Origin of the sequence: Pseudonocardia xinjiangensis, from assembly GCF_012911925.1 — a bacterium.
Taxonomy (GTDB): domain Bacteria; phylum Actinomycetota; class Actinomycetes; order Mycobacteriales; family Pseudonocardiaceae; genus Pseudonocardia; species Pseudonocardia xinjiangensis.
Genome location: NZ_JAAXKY010000005.1, coordinates 31663 through 49487 on the forward strand (window position 1 = coordinate 31663; position 17825 = coordinate 49487).

At 68.2% G+C, this 17825-nt stretch carries 28 protein-coding genes; all 28 read right to left on the minus strand.

Annotated features, from left to right (window positions below; genetic code table 11):
* Positions 1-128: 128 nt before the first annotated feature.
* The 28 genes from map to rpsL all read right to left on the minus strand — a co-directional run bounded on the left by map (position 129) and on the right by rpsL (position 17480).
* Complete coding sequence (map, locus tag HF577_RS03225; protein ID WP_169394198.1) at positions 129-956, minus strand: type I methionyl aminopeptidase; 828 nt, start codon at positions 954-956, stop codon at positions 129-131.
* 10 nt (positions 957-966) lie between these two features.
* A complete protein-coding gene (locus tag HF577_RS03230; protein ID WP_169394199.1) occupies positions 967-1515 on the minus strand; it encodes an adenylate kinase in 549 nt (182 codons plus the stop codon).
* Positions 1516-1566: 51 nt separating this feature from the next.
* On the minus strand, positions 1567-2874 hold the full coding sequence (secY, locus tag HF577_RS03235; RefSeq protein ID WP_169394200.1) for a preprotein translocase subunit SecY: 1308 nt from the start codon (positions 2872-2874) through the stop codon (positions 1567-1569).
* Positions 2875-3058: 184 nt separating this feature from the next.
* Positions 3059-3505, minus strand: coding sequence for a 50S ribosomal protein L15 (gene rplO, locus HF577_RS03240; protein WP_169394201.1), 447 nt, complete (start codon positions 3503-3505; stop codon positions 3059-3061).
* Complete coding sequence (gene rpmD, locus HF577_RS03245; protein ID WP_169394202.1) at positions 3505-3738, minus strand: 50S ribosomal protein L30; 234 nt, start codon at positions 3736-3738, stop codon at positions 3505-3507. Before rpmD ends, rplO begins: the two co-directional genes overlap by 1 nt.
* Positions 3738-4385: a 30S ribosomal protein S5 gene (gene rpsE, locus HF577_RS03250; RefSeq protein ID WP_169394203.1), complete on the minus strand. Its 648-nt coding sequence runs from the start codon at positions 4383-4385 to the stop codon at positions 3738-3740. The genes rpmD and rpsE overlap by 1 nt, the downstream gene beginning before the upstream one ends.
* Before the next feature lie 64 nt (positions 4386-4449).
* A complete protein-coding gene (gene rplR, locus HF577_RS03255) occupies positions 4450-4854 on the minus strand; it encodes a 50S ribosomal protein L18 (RefSeq protein ID WP_169394204.1) in 405 nt (134 codons plus the stop codon).
* A 2-nt stretch (positions 4855-4856) separates the two neighbouring features.
* Positions 4857-5396, minus strand: coding sequence for a 50S ribosomal protein L6 (gene rplF / locus HF577_RS03260; RefSeq protein WP_169394205.1), 540 nt, complete (start codon positions 5394-5396; stop codon positions 4857-4859).
* A 12-nt stretch (positions 5397-5408) separates the two neighbouring features.
* On the minus strand, positions 5409-5807 hold the full coding sequence (gene rpsH, locus HF577_RS03265; RefSeq protein ID WP_169394206.1) for a 30S ribosomal protein S8: 399 nt from the start codon (positions 5805-5807) through the stop codon (positions 5409-5411).
* Between the two features lie 75 nt (positions 5808-5882).
* A complete protein-coding gene (locus HF577_RS03270) occupies positions 5883-6068 on the minus strand; it encodes a type Z 30S ribosomal protein S14 (protein WP_169394207.1) in 186 nt (61 codons plus the stop codon).
* A 1-nt stretch (position 6069) separates the two neighbouring features.
* Positions 6070-6633, minus strand: a complete 564-nt coding sequence (gene rplE / locus HF577_RS03275; RefSeq protein WP_169394208.1) for a 50S ribosomal protein L5 — start codon at positions 6631-6633, stop codon at positions 6070-6072.
* On the minus strand, positions 6633-6947 hold the full coding sequence (gene rplX / locus HF577_RS03280; RefSeq protein ID WP_169394209.1) for a 50S ribosomal protein L24: 315 nt from the start codon (positions 6945-6947) through the stop codon (positions 6633-6635). Before rplX ends, rplE begins: the two co-directional genes overlap by 1 nt.
* A 1-nt stretch (position 6948) precedes the next feature.
* On the minus strand, positions 6949-7317 hold the full coding sequence (gene rplN / locus HF577_RS03285; RefSeq protein ID WP_169394210.1) for a 50S ribosomal protein L14: 369 nt from the start codon (positions 7315-7317) through the stop codon (positions 6949-6951).
* Positions 7314-7601 carry a 30S ribosomal protein S17 gene (rpsQ, locus tag HF577_RS03290; RefSeq protein ID WP_169394211.1) on the minus strand — a complete coding sequence of 96 codons (288 nt, stop codon included), beginning with the start codon at positions 7599-7601 and terminating at the stop codon, positions 7314-7316. The genes rplN and rpsQ overlap by 4 nt, the downstream gene beginning before the upstream one ends.
* Positions 7598-7843 (minus strand): 50S ribosomal protein L29, encoded by a 246-nt coding sequence (gene rpmC / locus HF577_RS03295; protein ID WP_169394212.1) that lies wholly within the window; start codon positions 7841-7843, stop codon positions 7598-7600. The genes rpsQ and rpmC overlap by 4 nt, the downstream gene beginning before the upstream one ends.
* Positions 7843-8262 carry a 50S ribosomal protein L16 gene (gene rplP / locus HF577_RS03300; protein WP_169394213.1) on the minus strand — a complete coding sequence of 140 codons (420 nt, stop codon included), beginning with the start codon at positions 8260-8262 and terminating at the stop codon, positions 7843-7845. Before rplP ends, rpmC begins: the two co-directional genes overlap by 1 nt.
* Positions 8263-8265: 3 nt before the next feature.
* Positions 8266-9096 (minus strand): 30S ribosomal protein S3, encoded by an 831-nt coding sequence (gene rpsC, locus HF577_RS03305; RefSeq protein WP_169394214.1) that lies wholly within the window; start codon positions 9094-9096, stop codon positions 8266-8268.
* Positions 9096-9515, minus strand: coding sequence for a 50S ribosomal protein L22 (gene rplV / locus HF577_RS03310; RefSeq protein ID WP_169394215.1), 420 nt, complete (start codon positions 9513-9515; stop codon positions 9096-9098). The genes rpsC and rplV overlap by 1 nt, the downstream gene beginning before the upstream one ends.
* A 39-nt stretch (positions 9516-9554) precedes the next feature.
* Positions 9555-9836, minus strand: a complete 282-nt coding sequence (gene rpsS / locus HF577_RS03315) for a 30S ribosomal protein S19 (RefSeq protein WP_169394216.1) — start codon at positions 9834-9836, stop codon at positions 9555-9557.
* 15 nt (positions 9837-9851) lie between these two features.
* Complete coding sequence (gene rplB / locus HF577_RS03320) at positions 9852-10685, minus strand: 50S ribosomal protein L2 (RefSeq protein WP_169394217.1); 834 nt, start codon at positions 10683-10685, stop codon at positions 9852-9854.
* Between the two features lie 11 nt (positions 10686-10696).
* Positions 10697-10996 (minus strand): 50S ribosomal protein L23, encoded by a 300-nt coding sequence (gene rplW / locus HF577_RS03325; protein WP_169394218.1) that lies wholly within the window; start codon positions 10994-10996, stop codon positions 10697-10699.
* Positions 10993-11910: a 50S ribosomal protein L4, sunset domain variant gene (rplD, locus tag HF577_RS03330; RefSeq protein ID WP_169394219.1), complete on the minus strand. Its 918-nt coding sequence runs from the start codon at positions 11908-11910 to the stop codon at positions 10993-10995. Before rplD ends, rplW begins: the two co-directional genes overlap by 4 nt.
* Positions 11910-12563 carry a 50S ribosomal protein L3 gene (rplC, locus tag HF577_RS03335; RefSeq protein ID WP_169394220.1) on the minus strand — a complete coding sequence of 218 codons (654 nt, stop codon included), beginning with the start codon at positions 12561-12563 and terminating at the stop codon, positions 11910-11912. Before rplC ends, rplD begins: the two co-directional genes overlap by 1 nt.
* 14 nt (positions 12564-12577) lie before the next feature.
* Entirely contained in the window at positions 12578-12883 is a 306-nt protein-coding gene (gene rpsJ / locus HF577_RS03340; protein WP_040804197.1) for a 30S ribosomal protein S10, read from the minus strand.
* 307 nt (positions 12884-13190) lie between these two features.
* Positions 13191-14384, minus strand: coding sequence for an elongation factor Tu (gene tuf, locus HF577_RS03345; RefSeq protein WP_169394221.1), 1194 nt, complete (start codon positions 14382-14384; stop codon positions 13191-13193).
* A gap of 106 nt (positions 14385-14490) precedes the next feature.
* Positions 14491-16590, minus strand: a complete 2100-nt coding sequence (fusA, locus tag HF577_RS03350; RefSeq protein WP_169394222.1) for an elongation factor G — start codon at positions 16588-16590, stop codon at positions 14491-14493.
* Positions 16591-16635: 45 nt separating this feature from the next.
* Entirely contained in the window at positions 16636-17106 is a 471-nt protein-coding gene (gene rpsG, locus HF577_RS03355; protein WP_169394223.1) for a 30S ribosomal protein S7, read from the minus strand.
* On the minus strand, positions 17106-17480 hold the full coding sequence (rpsL, locus tag HF577_RS03360; RefSeq protein ID WP_094926672.1) for a 30S ribosomal protein S12: 375 nt from the start codon (positions 17478-17480) through the stop codon (positions 17106-17108). Before rpsL ends, rpsG begins: the two co-directional genes overlap by 1 nt.
* Positions 17481-17825 lie beyond the last annotated feature (345 nt).

Here is a 17825-nt window from a genome sequence, read left to right on the forward strand (position 1 = left end):
CCCGGGAACACCGAACGTCACCCGTTCGGGGGTGAGGCCGACCGCGGATTCTCCGGCTCGTGAGAGCCCGAGGAGGAGCGACCCGTCCGCCGGCGTCGCCGCCGACCGGCCTTCTCAGAGGCCTGGGTTCAGCTCAGCGGGAGCGTGAGGATGCGTGGCCCGTCGTCGGTGATGGCGACGGTGTGCTCCCAGTGCACGGCCCGGCCCCCGTCGGCGGTGACCACCGTCCAGCCGTCCTCGAGCTCACGGGTCTCCGGGTCGCCTGCCGTCAGCATCGGCTCCACGGCCAACGCCATCCCGGGCACCAGCCGCGGGCCCTGCCCCGGGTCGCCGAAGTTGGGCAGGAACGGATCCATGTGCATCGAGGTGCCGATGCCGTGGCCGCCGTACTCGGCGACGATCCCGTAGTCGACGCCGTCGCGCTTGGCCGCCTGCTCGGAGGCCACCTGGACCGCGTGCGAGATGTCGGAGAGCCGGCCGCCCGGGCGCACGGCGTCGATACCGGCGTACAGCGCGGCCTCACAGGCCGCCGACAGGGCGCGATCCGCGTCGGAGACCGATCCGACCTGGATCGTCACCGCCGCGTCGCCGTGCCAGCCGTCGAGGATGGCGCCGCAGTCCACCGAGACGAGGTCGCCGTCGGCGAGCACCTGCGTGGCCGACGGGATGCCGTGCACGATCTGCTCGTTCACCGAGGCGCAGATCGAGGCGGGGTAGCCGTGGTACCCCAGGAACGAGGGAACCGCACCGGCGTCGCGGATGGTGTGCTCGGCCAGCGCGTCCAGCTCACCGGTGCTGACACCCGGTCGGGCCAGCTCGATGACGGCCGCGAGCGTGCCGGCGACCAGCGCGCCGGCGGCACGCATGGCCTCCAGCTCCCCCGGCGTCTTCAGCTCGATGTCCCGGCCCCGCCAGCGGTCCAGGATCCCCCGGACGCCGCTGCGTCCCCCGCTCATTGCGAACCTCTCATCTGGCGCGGAGCGCCTGGGCAACGCGATCAGTGATCTCCTCGACCGAGCCGACGGCGTCGACGCTCACGAGCCGGTCGCTGTAGTGGTCGAGGAGCGGCGCCGTCTCGTCGCGGTAGACCTGCTGACGGCGGCGGATGATGTCCTCGGTGTCGTCGTCGCGGCCCCGGCCCATGAGCCGGCGCACCAGCTCGTCCTCGGGCACCTGGAACTCCACCACGGCGTCGATCTGCTCGCCCCGCTCCTCCAGGAGCTCGCCGAGCGACGACGCCTGGCTCCGGGTACGGGGGAAGCCGTCGAGGATGAACCCCTTGGCCGCGTCGTCGTGGGTGAGCCGCTCGCGCACCATCGCGACGGTGACCGCATCCGGAACGAGCTCGCCCGCGTCCATGTACCGCTTCGCCTCGCGCCCGAGGTCGGTTTCTTCCTTCAGATTCGCCCGGAAGAGATCACCGGTGGAGATGTGGGGTACGTCCAGCCGCTCGGCGAGACGCACCGCCTGGGTGCCCTTCCCCGCTCCCGGCGGACCAACCAGAACGAGACGCACGCGACCGACCTCCTGAACTCGAACCCCACCACGACAAACCGATCGCCGACGCTAGCGAAGGAACCCGTCGTACCTACGCTGCATGAGCTGGCTCTCGATCTGTTTGACCGTGTCGAGCCCCACTCCGACCATGATCAGCACCGCCGTGCCACCGAACGGGAAGTTCTGGTTCTGGCCGCTGCCGGTGATGCCGAGGAAGAAGTTCGGCAGCACGGCGATGATGCCCAGGTACAACGAACCGGGGAGCGTGATGCGCGAGAGCACGTAGTTCAGGTACTCGGCAGTCGGCCGGCCGGGCCGGATGCCGGGAATGAAGCCACCGAACTTCTTCATCTCGTCGGCCCGCTCTTCGGGGTTGAACGTGATGCCGACGTAGAAGTACGTGAAGAAGATGATGAGAGCGATGTACAGAACGATGTGCACCCAGCTGGACTGGTCCACCAGGTACGTCTGCACGAACTGCTGGAAGCCGCCGCCGGTGCTCCCGGCCAACCGCGAGACGAGGTCGGGGAGGTAGAGCAGCGACGATCCGAAGATCACCGGGATGACACCTGCCTGGTTGACCTTGAGCGGCAGGTACGTGGAGGTGCCGCCGTACATGCGACGGCCGACCATGCGCTTCGCGTACTGCACGGGAATGCGGCGCTGGCCCTGCTCGACGAAGACCACGCTGGCGATGATCGCGAGACCGAAGACGCAGACGCCGATGAAGACCAGTGCGCCGTTGCTCATGATGTTGGCGCCCTCGGCCGGGATCCGGGCCGCGATCGAGGCGAAGATGAGGAGCGACATCCCGTTGCCGACACCACGCTCGGTGACCTGCTCACCGAGCCACATGATGACCGCGGTGCCCGCCGTCATGACGACGACGATGATCGAGAGCTGGTAGACGCTGGAGTCGGGGATGACCGGCAGGGAGCAGTTCGCGAACAGCTGCCCGCGATCGGCCAGTGCCACGATTCCCGTGGCCTGCAGGATGGCCAGCGCAATCGTCAGGTAGCGGGTGTACTGGGTCAGCTTGTTCTGACCCGACTGCCCTTCCTTCTTCAGCTGCTCGAACCGCGGGATGACAACGGTGAGCAGCTGGATGATGATGCTCGCGGTGATGTACGGCATGATGCCGAGCGCGAAGATCGACAGCTGCAGGAGCGCGCCGCCGGAGAACAGGTTGATCAGGGAGTAGACGCCGGAGTTCTCACTGCCCTCGACCTGCCGGATGCATTCCTGCACGTTGGGGTAGGACACCCCGGGCGACGGAATGGTGGCACCGAGGCGGTACACAGCCACGATCCCGAGGGTGAAGAGAATCTTCTTGCGGAGATCCGGCGTGGTCAGTGCCGACCGAAAAGCGCTGAGCACTCGGTGATCCTCCTGTACTGGTGGCCCGCTCCGGCGCGGACCCGCCCGGGCGGACAGCGCCCGCGAGCGTGGCGCGCACCCGGCCTGACGTGGAACCGGGCGGAGACGACTCTAACAGCGGCCGGGTCGCCCCCACGGCGCGGACCGGCGCAATGGCGCCGGTCCGCACCGAACGGGCACCGAACTACAGCTCGGTGACGGTGCCGCCGGCGGCCGTGATCTTGTCGCGGGCGCTACCGGAGAAGGCGTGCGCGCTCACCGTGAGCGTGACACCCTCGATGTCTCCGTTGCCCAGCACCTTGACCGGCTGGTTGCGCCGGACAGCGCCGGCCTCGACCAGCTCGTCCGGGCCCACCGTGCCACCGGAGGGGAACAGCTGGGCGAGGTCGCCCACGTTCACCACCTGGTACTCGACGCGGAAGCGGTTCTTGAACCCCTTGAGCTTGGGCAGCCGCATGTGCAGCGGCATCTGCCCACCCTCGAAACCGACGGGCACGTTCTTGCGGGCCTTGCTGCCCTTGGTGCCCCGGCCTGCGGTCTTGCCCTTGCTGCCCTCACCGCGTCCGACCCGGGTCTTCGCGGTCTTGGACCCGGGAGCCGGGCGCAGGTGGTGGATCTTGATCGTGCTCATCAGGAGCCGACCTCCTCAACCGTCACCAGGTGGCGGACGGTGTGGATCATGCCGCGGATCTGCGGGGTGTCTGCCCGCTCGACCGACTGGCGGATCTTGCGCAGCCCCAGCGACTTGAGCGTGGCACGCTGGTTCGCCTTGACCCCGATGGTGCTGCGCACCTGGGTCACGACGAGCTTGGTGTCACTGGTCGGGGTGCTCTGCGCGGTGGCATCGCTCGACGTCGCAGCCATCACGACCTCGCACCCTGCGCCGCGGCGGCACGCGCACGCAGCATCTGGGCAGGCGCGACGTCCTCGAGCGGCAGACCGCGACGGGCCGCCACCTCCTCCGGGCGCTGGATCATCTTCAACGCGGCGATCGTGGCGTGCACGACGTTGATCGCGTTGTCACTGCCCAGCGACTTGGAGAGGACGTCGTGGATGCCGGCGCACTCCAGGACGGCGCGCACCGGACCACCGGCGATGACACCGGTACCGGGGCTGGCCGGACGCAGCAGCACGACGCCGGCAGCGGCCTCGCCCTGCACGCGGTGCACGATCGTGCCGCCGATGCGGGGGACGCGAAAGAAGTTCTTCTTCGCCTCCTCCACGCCCTTGGCGATCGCGGCCGGCACCTCCTTGGCCTTGCCGTAGCCGACGCCCACCAGGCCGTCGCCGTCGCCGACGATCATCAGCGCGGTGAAGCTGAAGCGCCGACCGCCCTTGACGACCTTGGCCACGCGGTTGATCGTGACCAGTCGCTCGATGTACGGGGTCTTGTCCTGGCCGCCCCCGCCGCGGCCTCCGTCGCGGCGGTCCCGGCGGTCGCCGCTGTTGCTGCGCTCGCCACCGGGCCCGGTGCTAGGGCCCCCGCCGTCACGCCGTGCGCGTCCCGGCATCAGAGGTTTCCTTCCGCTGTGTTGATTGTCCGACCGTGCAAGCAGGTCGTCTGTGTTCCATCCATCAGAACTCGAGCCCGCCTTCGCGAGCGGCGTCGGCCAGGGCCGCGATCCGGCCGTGGTAGCCGTAGCCACCCCGGTCGAACACCACGGTGGTGACACCGGCCTCGCGGGCGCGGGCGGCCACGAGCTCGCCGACCTTGGCCGCGCGGGCCTTCTTGTCGCCGTCGATGGCCCTGACGTCGGCCTCCATCGTCGACGCCGAGGCCAGCGTGTGACCGGCCAGGTCGTCGATGAGCTGCACGACGATGTGCCGTGCGCTCCGGTTGACCGCGAGGCGCGGACGCTCTGCGCTGCCGCTGACCTTCTTGCGCAGCCGGGCGTGCCGACGGGTGCGCGCGGTACGGCGCTTGCTCGACACCTGGGAAGCGGTGCGCTTCCTGGCGTTGGCGGAAATCGTCTCGGCCATGGTCACTTACCCGTCTTTCCGACCTTGCGGCGGATGACCTCGCCGGCGTAGCGCACGCCCTTGCCCTTGTACGGGTCGGGCTTGCGCAACTTGCGGATTTTGGCGCTGACCTCGCCGACCAGCTGCTTGTCGATGCCGGACACGGAGAACCGAGTGGGCGTGTCCACCTTGAAGGTGATGCCCTCCGGCGCCTCGATCGTGATGGGGTGGCTGTACCCGAGCGCGAACTCCAGCGAGGAGCCCTTCAGCGCAACGCGGTAACCGACGCCGTAGATCTCCATCTTCTTCTCGTAGCCGTTGGTGACACCGACGACGAGGTTGTTGACGAGGGTGCGGGACAGGCCGTGCATGGCCTTGTTCCGGCGCTCGTCGTCCGGTCGCTTGACGACGACCGTGCCGGTCTCGTCGCGCTCGATCGTGATCGGCTCGATCACGGTGTGTGACAGGGTGCCCTTGGGCCCCTTGACGGTCACCGTGCGGCCGTCGATGTTCACGTCGACGCCGGACGGAACGGCGATGGGCAGCTTCCCGATGCGGGACATGGTGTTAACCCCTCACCAGACGTAGGCGAGGACTTCTCCGCCCACGCCGTTCTTGTGCGCTTGCCGCTCGGTCTGGAGGCCGTTCGACGTCGAGATGATCGCGACGCCGAGGCCACCCAGGACCCGTGGCAGGTTGGTGGACTTCGCGTAGACCCGCAGCCCGGGCTTGGACACCCGGCGCAGGCCCGCGATGCTGCGCTCACGGTTGCGGCCGTACTTCAGCTCGATGACCAGCGACTTGCCGACCTCGGCGTCCTCGACGGTGTGCGACGCGATGTAGCCCTCCCGCTGGAGGATCTCGGCGATCGACACCTTGAGCTTGGAATGCGGCATGACCACGCGGTCGTGGTACGCCGAGTTGGCGTTGCGCAGACGCGTGAGCATGTCTGCGATCGGATCGGTCATCGTCATAGTGACGTCACTACTTTCCCGCCTGGTTCCCCGGAAGGCCTGTGGCGATTGTGGTGCACTTCGTGCTTGCGACTACTACCAGCTGCTCTTGTGCACGCCCGGCAGCTCGCCGGCGTGCGCCATCTCGCGCACGCAGATGCGGCACAGGCCGAACTTGCGCAGCACGGCACGCGGCCGGCCGCACCTCTGGCAACGGGTGTAGCCACGGACCTTGAACTTGGGCTTGGCCGCCGCCTTGATGATGAGCGCCTTCTTGGCCATCTCACGCCTCCCTGAAGGGGAAGCCGAGCCGGCGAAGCAGCGCCCGGCCTTCCTCGTCGGTCGTGGCCGTTGTGACGACCGTGATGTCCATGCCACGCGGCCGGTCGATCGAGTCGGGGTCGATCTCGTGGAACATCGACTGCTCGTTCAGACCGAACGTGTAATTGCCCCGCCCGTCGAACTGGTTGGGCGACAGGCCGCGGAAGTCGCGGATGCGGGGCAGCGCGATGGTCAGCAGCCGGTCGAGGAACTCCCACATGCGGTCGTTCCGCAGCGTCACCTTCGCCCCGATGGGCATGCCCTCACGCAGCTTGAACTGCGCGATGGACTTGGTGGCCCGGCGGACCTGCGGCTTCTGGCCGGTGATCGTGGCCAGGTCGCGGACCGCGCCGTCGATGAGCTTCGCGTCGCGGGCGGCGTCGCCGACACCCATGTTGACGACGACCTTCACCAGGCCCGGAATCTGCATGACGTTGCCGTAGGAGAACTCCTCGCGGAGCTGACCGGCGATCTCGTCGGAGTAGCGCTGCTTGAGACGCGGTGCCACTCGTTCAGTCGTGGTCATCAGATCTCCTTCCCGGAACGCCGGGAGACGCGGACACGCTTGCCCTCGTCGGTGGTCTTCTTGCCCACCCGCGTCGGCTTGCCGTCACCGTCGACCAGCATCACGTTGGAGACGTGGATCGCCGCCTCCTGGGTGACGATTCCGCCGGACTGCGCGCCACGCTGGTTCTGGCTGATCCGGGTGTGCTTCTTGATCCGGTTCACACCTTCGACCAGCACACGGTCGCGGTCGGGGTAGGCCTGGATGACCTTGCCCTTCGCGCCCTTGTCCTTGCCGGCGATCACCTGCACGGTGTCGCCCTTCTTGATCTTCATGTCAGAGCACCTCCGGCGCGAGGGAGATGATCTTCATGAACCGCTTGTCGCGAAGCTCGCGACCGACGGGTCCGAAGATGCGGGTCCCCCGCGGCTCGCCGTCCGGCTTGATCAGCACGGCGGCGTTCTCGTCGAACCGGATGTAGGAACCGTCCGGCCGGCGCCGCTCCTTCACGGTGCGCACGATGACCGCCTTGACGACGTCACCGCGCTTCACCCCGGCAGCGGGGATCGCGTCCTTCACGGTGGCCACGATGACATCGCCGATTCCGGCGTAGCGCCGACCCGATCCGCCCAGCACCCGGATGCAGAGGATCTCCTTGGCACCGGTGTTGTCGGCGACGCGCAGCCGCGACTCCTGCTGGATCACTTCGCCTTCTCCAGGATCTCGACCAGCCGCCAGCGCTTGGTGGCCGACAGCGGTCGGGTCTCCATCAGCCGGACGCGGTCGCCGACGCCGGCCGTGTTGGCCTCGTCGTGCGCCTTGACCTTGCTCGTCCGGCGGATGACCTTGCCGTACATCGGGTGCTTCACGCGGTCCTCGAGGGACACCACGATCGTCTTGTCCATCTTGTCGGACACGACAAGGCCCTCCCGGACCTTGCGCTCCGCCCGCTCCACCGTCTTCGGCGGCGTCTTGCTTGCGTCACTCATGCCGCGCCCTCGTTGTCGTCACTCGGGGCGGCAGAGAGGCCCAGCTCGCGCTCGCGCATGATCGTGTAGATCCGCGCGATGTCGTGCCGGACGGTACGCAGCCGCCGGTTGTTGTCCAGCTGCCCGGTGGCCATCTGGAAGCGGAGGTTGAACAGCTCCTCCTTGGCCTCCCGCACGCGAAGCGTGAGCTCCTCGTCCGTGAGCTCGCGGAGCTCGGCGGCAGTCGTCGTCGAGGCGGCCATCAGATGTCACCACCCTCACGGGTCACGATCCGGCACTTCATCGGCAGCTTGTGGATCGCGCGGCGCAGGGCCTCGCGAGCGGTCTGCTCGTTGGGGTAGCTCATCTCGAACAGCACGCGGCCGGGCTTCACGTTGGCCACCCACTTCTCCGGCGAACCCTTGCCGGAACCCATGCGGGTCTCGGCCGGCTTCTTGGTGAGCGGGCGGTCCGGGAAGACGTTGATCCAGACCTTGCCACCACGGCGGATGTGCCGGTTGATGGCGATACGAGCCGACTCGATCTGCCGGTTGCTCACGTACGCAGGCTCGAGAGCCTGGATACCGAAGTCACCGAAGGTCACGCTGGTGCCGCCGGAGGCAGCGCCGGTGCGATGCGGCCGGTGCTGCTTGCGGTGCTTCACCTTGCGAGGAATCAGCATGGGTCAGCCCTCCCCACCGGTCTCGGCCGGAGTCTCGACCGTGGCGGTGGCGGTGGAGCCACCCGCCGACTGCTCGGCGGCGGCGCGCCCGGCCTCGGTGCTCGTGCCGGTGGTGCCCGACGCGCCCGAACGGCGGCGCTGCGGGCGCTCCCGGCGGGGAGCGCGATCGGCGCTGGGAGCCGCCGCGGCGACGCCCTCACGACGGCCGCCGACGATGTCACCCTTGTAGATCCACACCTTGACGCCGATGCGCCCGAACGTCGTGCGGGCCTCGAACAGGCCGTAGTCGATGTCGGCGCGCAGCGTGTGCAGCGGGACGCGACCCTCGCGGTAGAACTCCGAGCGCGACATCTCCGCACCGCCGAGGCGGCCGGAGCACTGCACGCGGATGCCCTTGACCTGCGGCGAGCGCATGGCCGACTGGATGGCCTTACGCATCGCGCGCCGGAAGGCGACGCGGTTGCTCAGCTGCTCCGCCACACCCTGGGCGACGAGCTGGGCGTCCGACTCGGCGTTCTTGACCTCGAGGATGTTGAGCTGGACCTGCTTCTTGGTCAGCTTCTCGAGCTGGCCACGAATACGGTCGGCCTCGGCGCCACGGCGACCGATGACGATGCCGGGACGGGCGGTGTGGATGTCCACCCGCACGCGGTCCCGGGTGCGCTCGATCTCGACCTTGGAGATGCCGGCCCGCTCCATGCCCTTGGAGAGCATCTTGCGGATCTCGACGTCCTCCTTGACGTACTCGGCGTACTGCTTGTCGGCGTACCAGCGCGACTTCCAGTCGGTGGTGATACCGAGCCGGAACCCATGCGGGTTGATTTTCTGACCCATCAGCGGGTCCTCCCCTTCGCACCGCGTGCGCCACGGCCGGCCTTCGCCGGCTGCGACTCGACCTCGACGGTGATGTGGCTCGTGCGCTTGCGGATGCGGTACGCACGCCCCTGGGCGCGCGGCCGGATGCGCTTCAGCGTCGGCCCCTCGTCGGCGTAGGCCGCGGCCACCACGAGGGTGTCGCGGTCCAGATCGAGATTGTTCTCAGCGTTGGCAGCAGCGCTTGCGACCACCTTGAACAGCGGCTCGGCGGCGGCCTGCGGCGAGAACCGCAGAATGTCGAGAGCCTCCTGCACCGACCGGTCCTTGATCAGCGCGACGACGCGCCGGACCTTGGTCGGCGACATGTGTACGTACCGCGCCACCGCGCGCGCCCGAACCGGCTCGAGCGCGGTGGCAGGGCTCTGGCTGTCAGCCATGATTTCCTTTCACCCTTCCCTAGTCGCTACTCGAGCCGCTCAGCGCCTGCGCGCCTTGCGGTCGTCCTTGATATGGCCACGGAACGTCCGCGTGGGTGCGAACTCCCCCAGCTTGTGGCCGACCATCGAGTCCGACACGAACACCGGCACGTGCTTGCGACCGTCGTGCACCGCAATCGTGTGGCCGATCATGTCGGGGATGATGGTGGACCGCCGGGACCAGGTCCGGATGACGGTCTTCTTGCCGGCCTCGTTGAGCACGTCCACCTTCTTGAGCAGGTGGTCGTCCACGAACGGGCCCTTCTTCAGGCTGCGCGGCATTGGTTACCTCCCTGCTCAGCGCTTCTTGCCGGTGCGACGGCGACGGACGATCATGGCGTCACTTGCCTTGCGGTGACGGGTGCGGCCCTCGGGCTTACCCGCCGGGTTGACCGGGTGGCGACCACCGGAGGTCTTACCCTCACCACCACCGTGCGGGTGGTCGACCGGGTTCATGGCGACACCGCGGACGGTCGGGCGCTTGCCCTTCCACCGCATGCGGCCTGCCTTGCCCCAGTTGATGTTGGAGTGCTCGGCGTTGCCCACCTCGCCGACGGTGGCGCGGCAGCGCACGTCGACGTTGCGGATCTCGCCGGACGGCATGCGCAGCTGCGCGTAGGGGCCGTCCTTGGCGACGAGCTGCACGCCCGAACCGGCCGAGCGGGCGATCTTCGCGCCACCGCCGGGGCGGAGCTCGATCGCGTGCACCACGGTGCCGGTGGGGATGTTGCGCAGCGGCAGGTTGTTGCCGACCTTGATGTCGGCCCGCGGACCGGCCTCGACCTTGTCGCCCTGCTTGAGCTTCGCCGGCGCGATGATGTAGCGCTTCTCGCCGTCGGCGTAGTGCAGCAGCGCGATCCGGCTGGTGCGGTTGGGGTCGTACTCGATGTGCGCGACCGTGGCCGGCACACCGTCCTTGTCGTTACGCCGGAAGTCGATCAGGCGGTAGGCGCGCTTGTGCCCGCCGCCCTGGTGCCGGGTGGTGACCCGCCCGTGCACGTTGCGGCCGCCCTTGCTGTGCAGCGGCCGGACCAGCGACTTCTCCGGCGTGGACCGGGTGATCTCGGCGAAGTCGGAGACGCTCGAGCCACGACGGCCCGGAGTCGTCGGCTTGTACTTGCGGATGCCCATCGGTCAGCCCCTCAGCTCGCCCGGCCACCGAAGACGTCGATCGAGCGGCTCTCCTCGGAGAGCGTCACGATCGCGCGCTTCGTGTCCTTGCGCTTGCCGTATCCGGTGCGGGAGCGCTTGCGCTTGCCCGGGCGGTTCAGCGTGTTGACGCTGAGCACCCTGACCCCGAACACCTTCTCCACGGCGATCTTGATCTGTGTCTTGTTCGCGTCCGGTCGGACGATGAAGGTGTACTGCCGCTCGTCGAGCAGCCCGTAGCTCTTCTCCGAGACCACCGGCGCGAGCAGGATGTCGCGCGGATCGGGGATCACTTGTCAGCCTCCTTGCGCTGCGACGACGGCTGCTGGAACCCAGCCGCCTCGGCCGCCTCGGCGGAGGCGAACCAGACCTCGGCCTCCGTGCGGGCGTAGAACGAGCTGCCCGGCACGTGGTAGAGCATCGAGTCGGCGTTGCCCTTGACCGGGAAACCCTCCGGCTGCGAGCCGTCGGCCAGCGGAGCGTGGCTCTGCGGTCCGTACGGTGCCTGCTCGTCGATGTCGGCGAGTTCGCTCTCGCGGGCCGAGGCCCGGGCACCGGACGCCCTGGTGGGCACCGCGATGGGACCGGCGAGGAAGGCGTCGAGCGCCTCCTGCGTGAAGACCACGACGTCGTTGACGAGCACGTCGTAGGTGTTCAGCTGGTCGGGCGCGATCACGTGGGCGGTGGGGAGGTTGCGCAGGCTGAGCCAGGTGACCTCGTCCTCACGCCCGACGACCACGAGGGCACGGGTGTCGGCGTCGCCCGCCACTGCGGCCAGCGCGGTGCGCGCCGACTTCGTGGACGGGGTCTCCCCGGTGACCAGGGAGGTGACGACGTGCACCAGGCCGGCGCGGGCCCGGTCGGAGAGCGCGCCGCGCAGTGCGGCCGCCTTCATCTTCTTCGGGGTCTTCTGCGTGTAGTCACGCGGCGTGGGCCCGTGGACGACGCCACCGCCGGCGAACTGCGGGGCACGGGTGGAGCCCTGACGGGCCCGGCCGGTGCCCTTCTGGCGGTACGGCTTCTTGCCGCCGCCGCGGACCTCGCCACGGGTCTTCGTGTCGTGGGTGCCCTGCCGGGCGGCCGCGAGCTGGCCCACCACGACCTGGTGCATCAGCGGCACGTTGGCGGACACGTCGAAGACGTGCGCGGGGAGCTCGACGGTGCCGTCGGCCTTCCCCTCAGGGGTACGGATCTCGACACTGGTCATTACTTCGCACCACCCTTCGCGGCCGACTTGACGACGACGAGGCCGCCGCGGGGACCGGGGACCGCGCCCTTGATCAGCAGCAGGCCGTTGTCGGTGTCGACACGGTGCACCGTGAGGTTCTGCGTGGTGATGCGCGCGTTGCCCATACGGCCGGCCATCCGGACGCCCTTGAAGACGCGGCCCGGGGTGGCGCACCCGCCGATGGAACCCGGCGAGCGGTGCTTGCGCTGGGTGCCGTGGCTGGCGCCGAGGCCCTTGAAGCCGTGGCGCTTCATGACACCCGCGGTGCCCTTGCCCTTGCTGGTGCCCACGACGTCCACCACGGCGCCGGCGTCGAACACTGCCGCCGTGATCTCCTGGCCGACCGTGTACTCGCCTGCATCGGAGGTGCGCAGCTCGACCAGGTGCCGGCGGGGCGTGGTGCCCGCCTTGCTGTAGTGGCCGGTGCGCGGCTTGTTGACCTTGCGTGGGTCGATCGCCCCGTACGCGAGCTGGACGGCCTTGTAGCCGTCGCTCTCAGGGGTGCGGACCTGCGTCACCACGTTCGGGCCCGCCTGGACCACGGTGACCGGGACCACCCGGTTGTTCTCGTCGAAGACCTGGGTCATCCCGAGCTTTGTGCCCAGGATCCCGGTGATCTGCCTCTCGGTCATCTTCTCGGTCAGCCCTACTGAATGTTGACGTCGACGCTGGCCGGCAGGTCGATGCGCATGAGCGCGTCGACCGTCTTGGGCGTCGGGTCGAGGATGTCGATCAGCCGCTTGTGGGTGCGCATCTCGAAGTGCTCGCGCGAGTCCTTGTACTTGTGCGGCGAACGGATGACGCAGTAGATGTTCTTCTCCGTCGGCAGTGGCACCGGCCCGACGACCCGAGCACCCGTGCGCGTGACCGTCTCGACGATCTTGCGCGCGGAGGCGTCGATGGCCTCGTGGTCATAGGCCTTCAGCCTGATGCGGATCTTTTGTCCCGCCATGGTCGTCGGTCGTCCTCTTCTTCCTGCCGCTCATGTACGCGCGCTCCGGGTGGGGCACGCGTGGAGGAGCCCCGCCCTCCGTCGGTTGGGTCTCACCCCACGTGGCTCCGGTCCACGAGGTCGGGCGTGTCGCGCCCTACTCACAGACCAGTTCCCGGATCACCCGCGACCCCCGGGGGGTCGCTGTGCTCGAGGGTCGGCGTCCGGGGCCGGTGCGCACGGAAGTACCTCTCCGCGCGCACCGACGCCCTACGCACAACCCGTCAAGGATGCCACACGCTGGTGCGGCACCCTCGACCGGGGGGTCTTACTTGTTGATCTTGATGACCTGACCGGCGCCGACGGTCCGTCCACCCTCGCGGATGGCGAACTGCAGGCCCTCCTCCATGGCGATCGGCTGGATCAGCGAAACGCTCATGGTGGTGTTGTCGCCCGGCATGACCATCTCGGTGCCGCTGGGCAGCGTCACCACGCCGGTCACGTCGGTGGTGCGGAAGTAGAACTGCGGCCGGTAGTTGTTGAAGAACGGCGTGTGCCGGCCACCCTCGTCCTTGGACAGGATGTAGACCTGGCCCTCGAACTCCGTGTGCGGGGTGATCGAGCCGGGCTTCACGACGACCTGGCCGCGCTCGACGTCCTCGCGCTTGATGCCGCGGAGCAGCAGGCCGACGTTCTCGCCCGCGCGCCCCTCGTCGAGGATCTTGCGGAACATCTCGACGCCCGTGGTGGTGGTCTTGGTCGACTTCTCGCGAATGCCGACGATCTCCACCTCCTCGTTCACCTTGACGATGCCGCGCTCGATGCGGCCCGTGACCACGGTGCCGCGGCCGGTGATCGTGAAGACGTCCTCGACGGGCATGAGGAACGGCTTCTCGATGTCGCGCTCCGGCTCCGGGATGCTCTCGTCCACGGCGTCCATGAGCTCGAGCAGCTTGGCGCCCCACTCGGCGTCGCCCTCGAGCGCCTTCAGCGCCGAGACACGCACGATCGGGAGGTCGTCGCCCGGGTACTCCTGCGACGACAGCAGCTCGCGGACCTCCAGCTCGACGAGCTCGAGGATCTCCTCGTCGTCGACCATGTCGGCCTTGTTGAGCGCCACGACGATGTAGGGCACCCCGACCTGACGGGCGAGCAGCACGTGCTCACGCGTCTGCGGCATGGGGCCGTCGGTGGCCGCGACCACCAGGATGGCGCCGTCCATCTGCGCCGCACCGGTGATCATGTTCTTGATGTAGTCGGCGTGCCCGGGGCAGTCGACGTGCGCGTAGTGGCGCTTCTCGGTCTGGTACTCGACGTGCGCGATCGAGATCGTGATGCCGCGCTGACGCTCCTCGGGAGCCTTGTCGATCTGGTCGAACGCCGAAGCCTCGTTGAGGTTCGGGTACTTGTCGTGCAGAACCTTGGTGATTGCCGCCGTCAGCGTGGTCTTGCCGTGGTCGATGTGACCGATGGTGCCGATGTTGACGTGCGGCTTGGTCCGCTCGAACTTCGCCTTCGCCACTGGGGAATCCTCCTGGACTGGTGTACTTGTCCGCCGTGCTGACGGCAGGTATGTGGGGTGGTGCCGGTACGAGCCGCGGACGGTACCCGTCCGCGGCACGAGCCTCTTACTCGCCCGTGGCCTTGGCGATGATCTCCTTGGCCACGTTGGACGGAACCTCCGCGTAGGAGTCGAAGACCATCGTGTAGTTCGCCCGGCCCTGGGTCCGCGACCGCAGGTCGCCGACGTAACCGAACATCTCGGAGAGCGGCACCAGCGCCTTGACGACGCGGGCGCCCGCCCGCTCCTCCATGGCCTGGATCTGGCCACGGCGAGAGTTGAGGTCGCCGATCACATCGCCCATGTAGTCCTCGGGCGTGGTGACCTCGACGGCCATCATGGGCTCGAGCAGGGCCGGGTCGGCCTTGCGCGCAGCCTCCTTGAGAGCCATCGAGCCGGCGACCTTGAAGGCCATCTCGGACGAGTCGACCTCGTGGTACTGGCCGTCGAGCAGAGTCAGCTTGATACCGGTCAGCGGATAACCGGCAAGGATGCCGTACTGCATGGCGTCCTGGGCACCCGCGTCGACCGACGGGATGTACTCCCGCGGCACGCGACCGCCGCTGACCTTGTTGTCGAACTCGTACAGCGCACCGTCGGCCGTGTCGAGCGGCTCCAGCTTGATGATCACGCGGGCGAACTGGCCCGAGCCACCCGTCTGCTTCTTGTGGGTGTACTCGAACTTGTCCACCGTGCGGCGGATCGTCTCGCGGTAGGCCACCTGCGGCTTACCGATGTTGGCCTCGACCTTGTAGTCGCTCTTCATCCGGTTGACCAGCACCTCGAGGTGCAGCTCGCCCATGCCCGCCAGGATGGTCTGGCCCGAGTCCTGGTCCAGGTGGACCTGGAACGTCGGGTCCTCCTCGGCGAGCTTCTGGATGGCGATACCCAGCTTCTCCTGGTCGGCCTTCGTCTTCGGCTCCACCGCGACCTGGATGACCGGGTCCGGGAAGGTCATCGACTCGAGCACGATCGGCGCCTGCGGGTCGCTGAGCGTCTCGCCCGTGGTCGTGTCCTTCAGGCCGATGACGGCGTAGATGTGCCCGACCAGGGCCTCGTCGACCGGGTTCTCCTTGTTGGCGTGCATCTGGAAGATCTTCCCGATGCGCTCCTTGCGGTCCTTGGTCGAGTTGATGACCTGGGAACCCGCAGCGACCCGACCCGAGTACACCCGGATGTAGGTCAGTTTGCCGAAGAACGGGTGCGCGGCGATCTTGAAGGCCAGAGCCGAGAACGGCTCGTCCTTCGTGGGCTTGCGGCTGGCCGGGGTCTCCCCGTCCTGCAGCGTGCCCTCCACCGGCGGGAGGTCGTACGGCGACGGCAGGTAGTCGATCACCGCGTCGAGCAGGGGCTGGACGCCCTTGTTCTTGAACGCGGAGCCACAGATCACCGGGTAGGCCGCACGGTCGTTCACGATCTTGCGGATGCCGTGCTTGATCTGCTCGACGGTGAAGTCCTCGCCGCCGAGGTAGGCCTCCATCAGGGAGTCGTCGGTCTCGGCGACGGCCTCGACCAGCTGCAGCCGGTACTCGGCCGCCCGCTCGGCCAGATCGGCCGGGATCTCCTCGATCGTGTAGTCCTCGCCGATGGCGACCTCGCCGCGCCAGGTGAGCGCGCGCATCTGGACCAGGTCCACGACACCGATGAAGTCGTTCTCCGAGCCGATCGGCAGCTGCAGCGGCAGCGGCTTCGCGCCCAGACGGTCCTGGATCGTCTGCACGGTGAAGTAGAAGTCCGCGCCGAGCTTGTCCATCTTGTTGACGAAACAGATGCGCGGGACGTCGTACTTGGAGGCCTGTCGCCAGACCTGCTCGGACTGCGGCTCGACCCCTTCCTTGCCGTCGAAGACCGCAACAGCGCCGTCGAGCACCCGCAGGTTCCGCTCCACCTCGACCGTGAAGTCGACGTGACCGGGGGTGTCGATGATGTTGATCTGGTGGTCTTTCCAGAAGCAGGTGGTGGCGGCGGAGGTGATCGTGATGCCGCGCTTCTGCTCCTCCTCCATCCAGTCCATCGTGGCCGCACCGTCGTGCACTTCACCGATCTTGTAGTTGATCCCGGTGTAGTACAGGATCCGCTCGGTGGTAGTGGTCTTGCCGGCGTCGATGTGAGCCATGATGCCGATGTTGCGGACCTTCGTCAGGTCCGTGAGCACGTCCCGTGCCACTGTTAGCTCGCTTCCCTCAGCAGGTTGGCGCGGACGATCGGCCCGTCACCAGCGGTAGTGGGCGAAGGCTCGGTTGGACTCCGCCATCTTGTGCATGTCCTCGCGCCGCTTCACGCTGGCGCCCAGTCCGTTGCTTGCGTCGAGCAGCTCGTTCATCAGCCGGTCGACCATCGTCTTCTCGCGCCGCTGCCCGGCGTAGGACACCAGCCAGCGCAGGCCCAGCGTGGTCTGCCGGACGGCACGGACCTCGATCGGCACCTGGTAGGTGGCGCCACCGACACGGCGGCTGCGCACCTCGAGGGCCGGCTTCACGTTGTCCAGCGCGCGCTTGAGCGTGACCACCGGGTCGGTGCCGGTCTTCTCCCGGGTGCCCTCCAGCGCGGCGTAGACGATGCGCTCGGCCAGCGAGCGCTTGCCGTCCTGGAGGACCTTGTTCACCAGCTGGGTGACCAGCGGCGAGCTGTAGACCGGGTCGGAGACCAGCGGCCGCTTCGGAGCAGGACCCTTACGGGGCATCAGCTCTTCTCCTTCTTCGCGCCGTAGCGGCTGCGGGACTGCTTGCGGTTGCGGACACCCTGGGTGTCGAGCGAACCACGGATGATCTTGTAGCGAACGCCGGGAAGGTCCTTCACCCGGCCACCACGCACCAGCACGATCGAGTGCTCCTGCAGGTTGTGACCCTCACCGGGGATGTAGGCCGTGACCTCGATCTCGCTGCTGAGCCGCACGCGCGCGACCTTGCGCAGCGCGGAGTTCGGCTTCTTGGGCGTCGTGGTGTACACGCGCGTGCACACCCCGCGGCGCTGGGGGCTCCCCTTGAGCGCTGCGGTCTTGGTCTTGCCGACCTTGTCCTGACGGCCCTTGCGGACCAGCTGCTGGATCGTGGGCATGAACCGTCTGCTTCTTCCCGTCGGTGTGCTCTGTCGGTGCTGGTGGTGCGTGCTCGTGCCATTCGCGGGAAGAGGCCGATTCACACCGGCCGCCCACCCCCGAGGTCGGGCGTGTCCCAAGATCGGACGTACTGCTGCCCGGGCACCGAGCGATGAGATCGGGGACCTCACGAGGGGCCGGGGGGCCCACGGACCCGGTGGACCGTTCTCGCACGTCGTGCGGGATCGGCGACCACAGGGCACGCAGATCGGCCCGACCGTGGTCGAGCGCAAGACAACAGAGTACCCGCCCCACAGGAAGGGGGTCAAAACGGGTCCTCGTCGGCGCCCTGCCGGTAGGAGCAG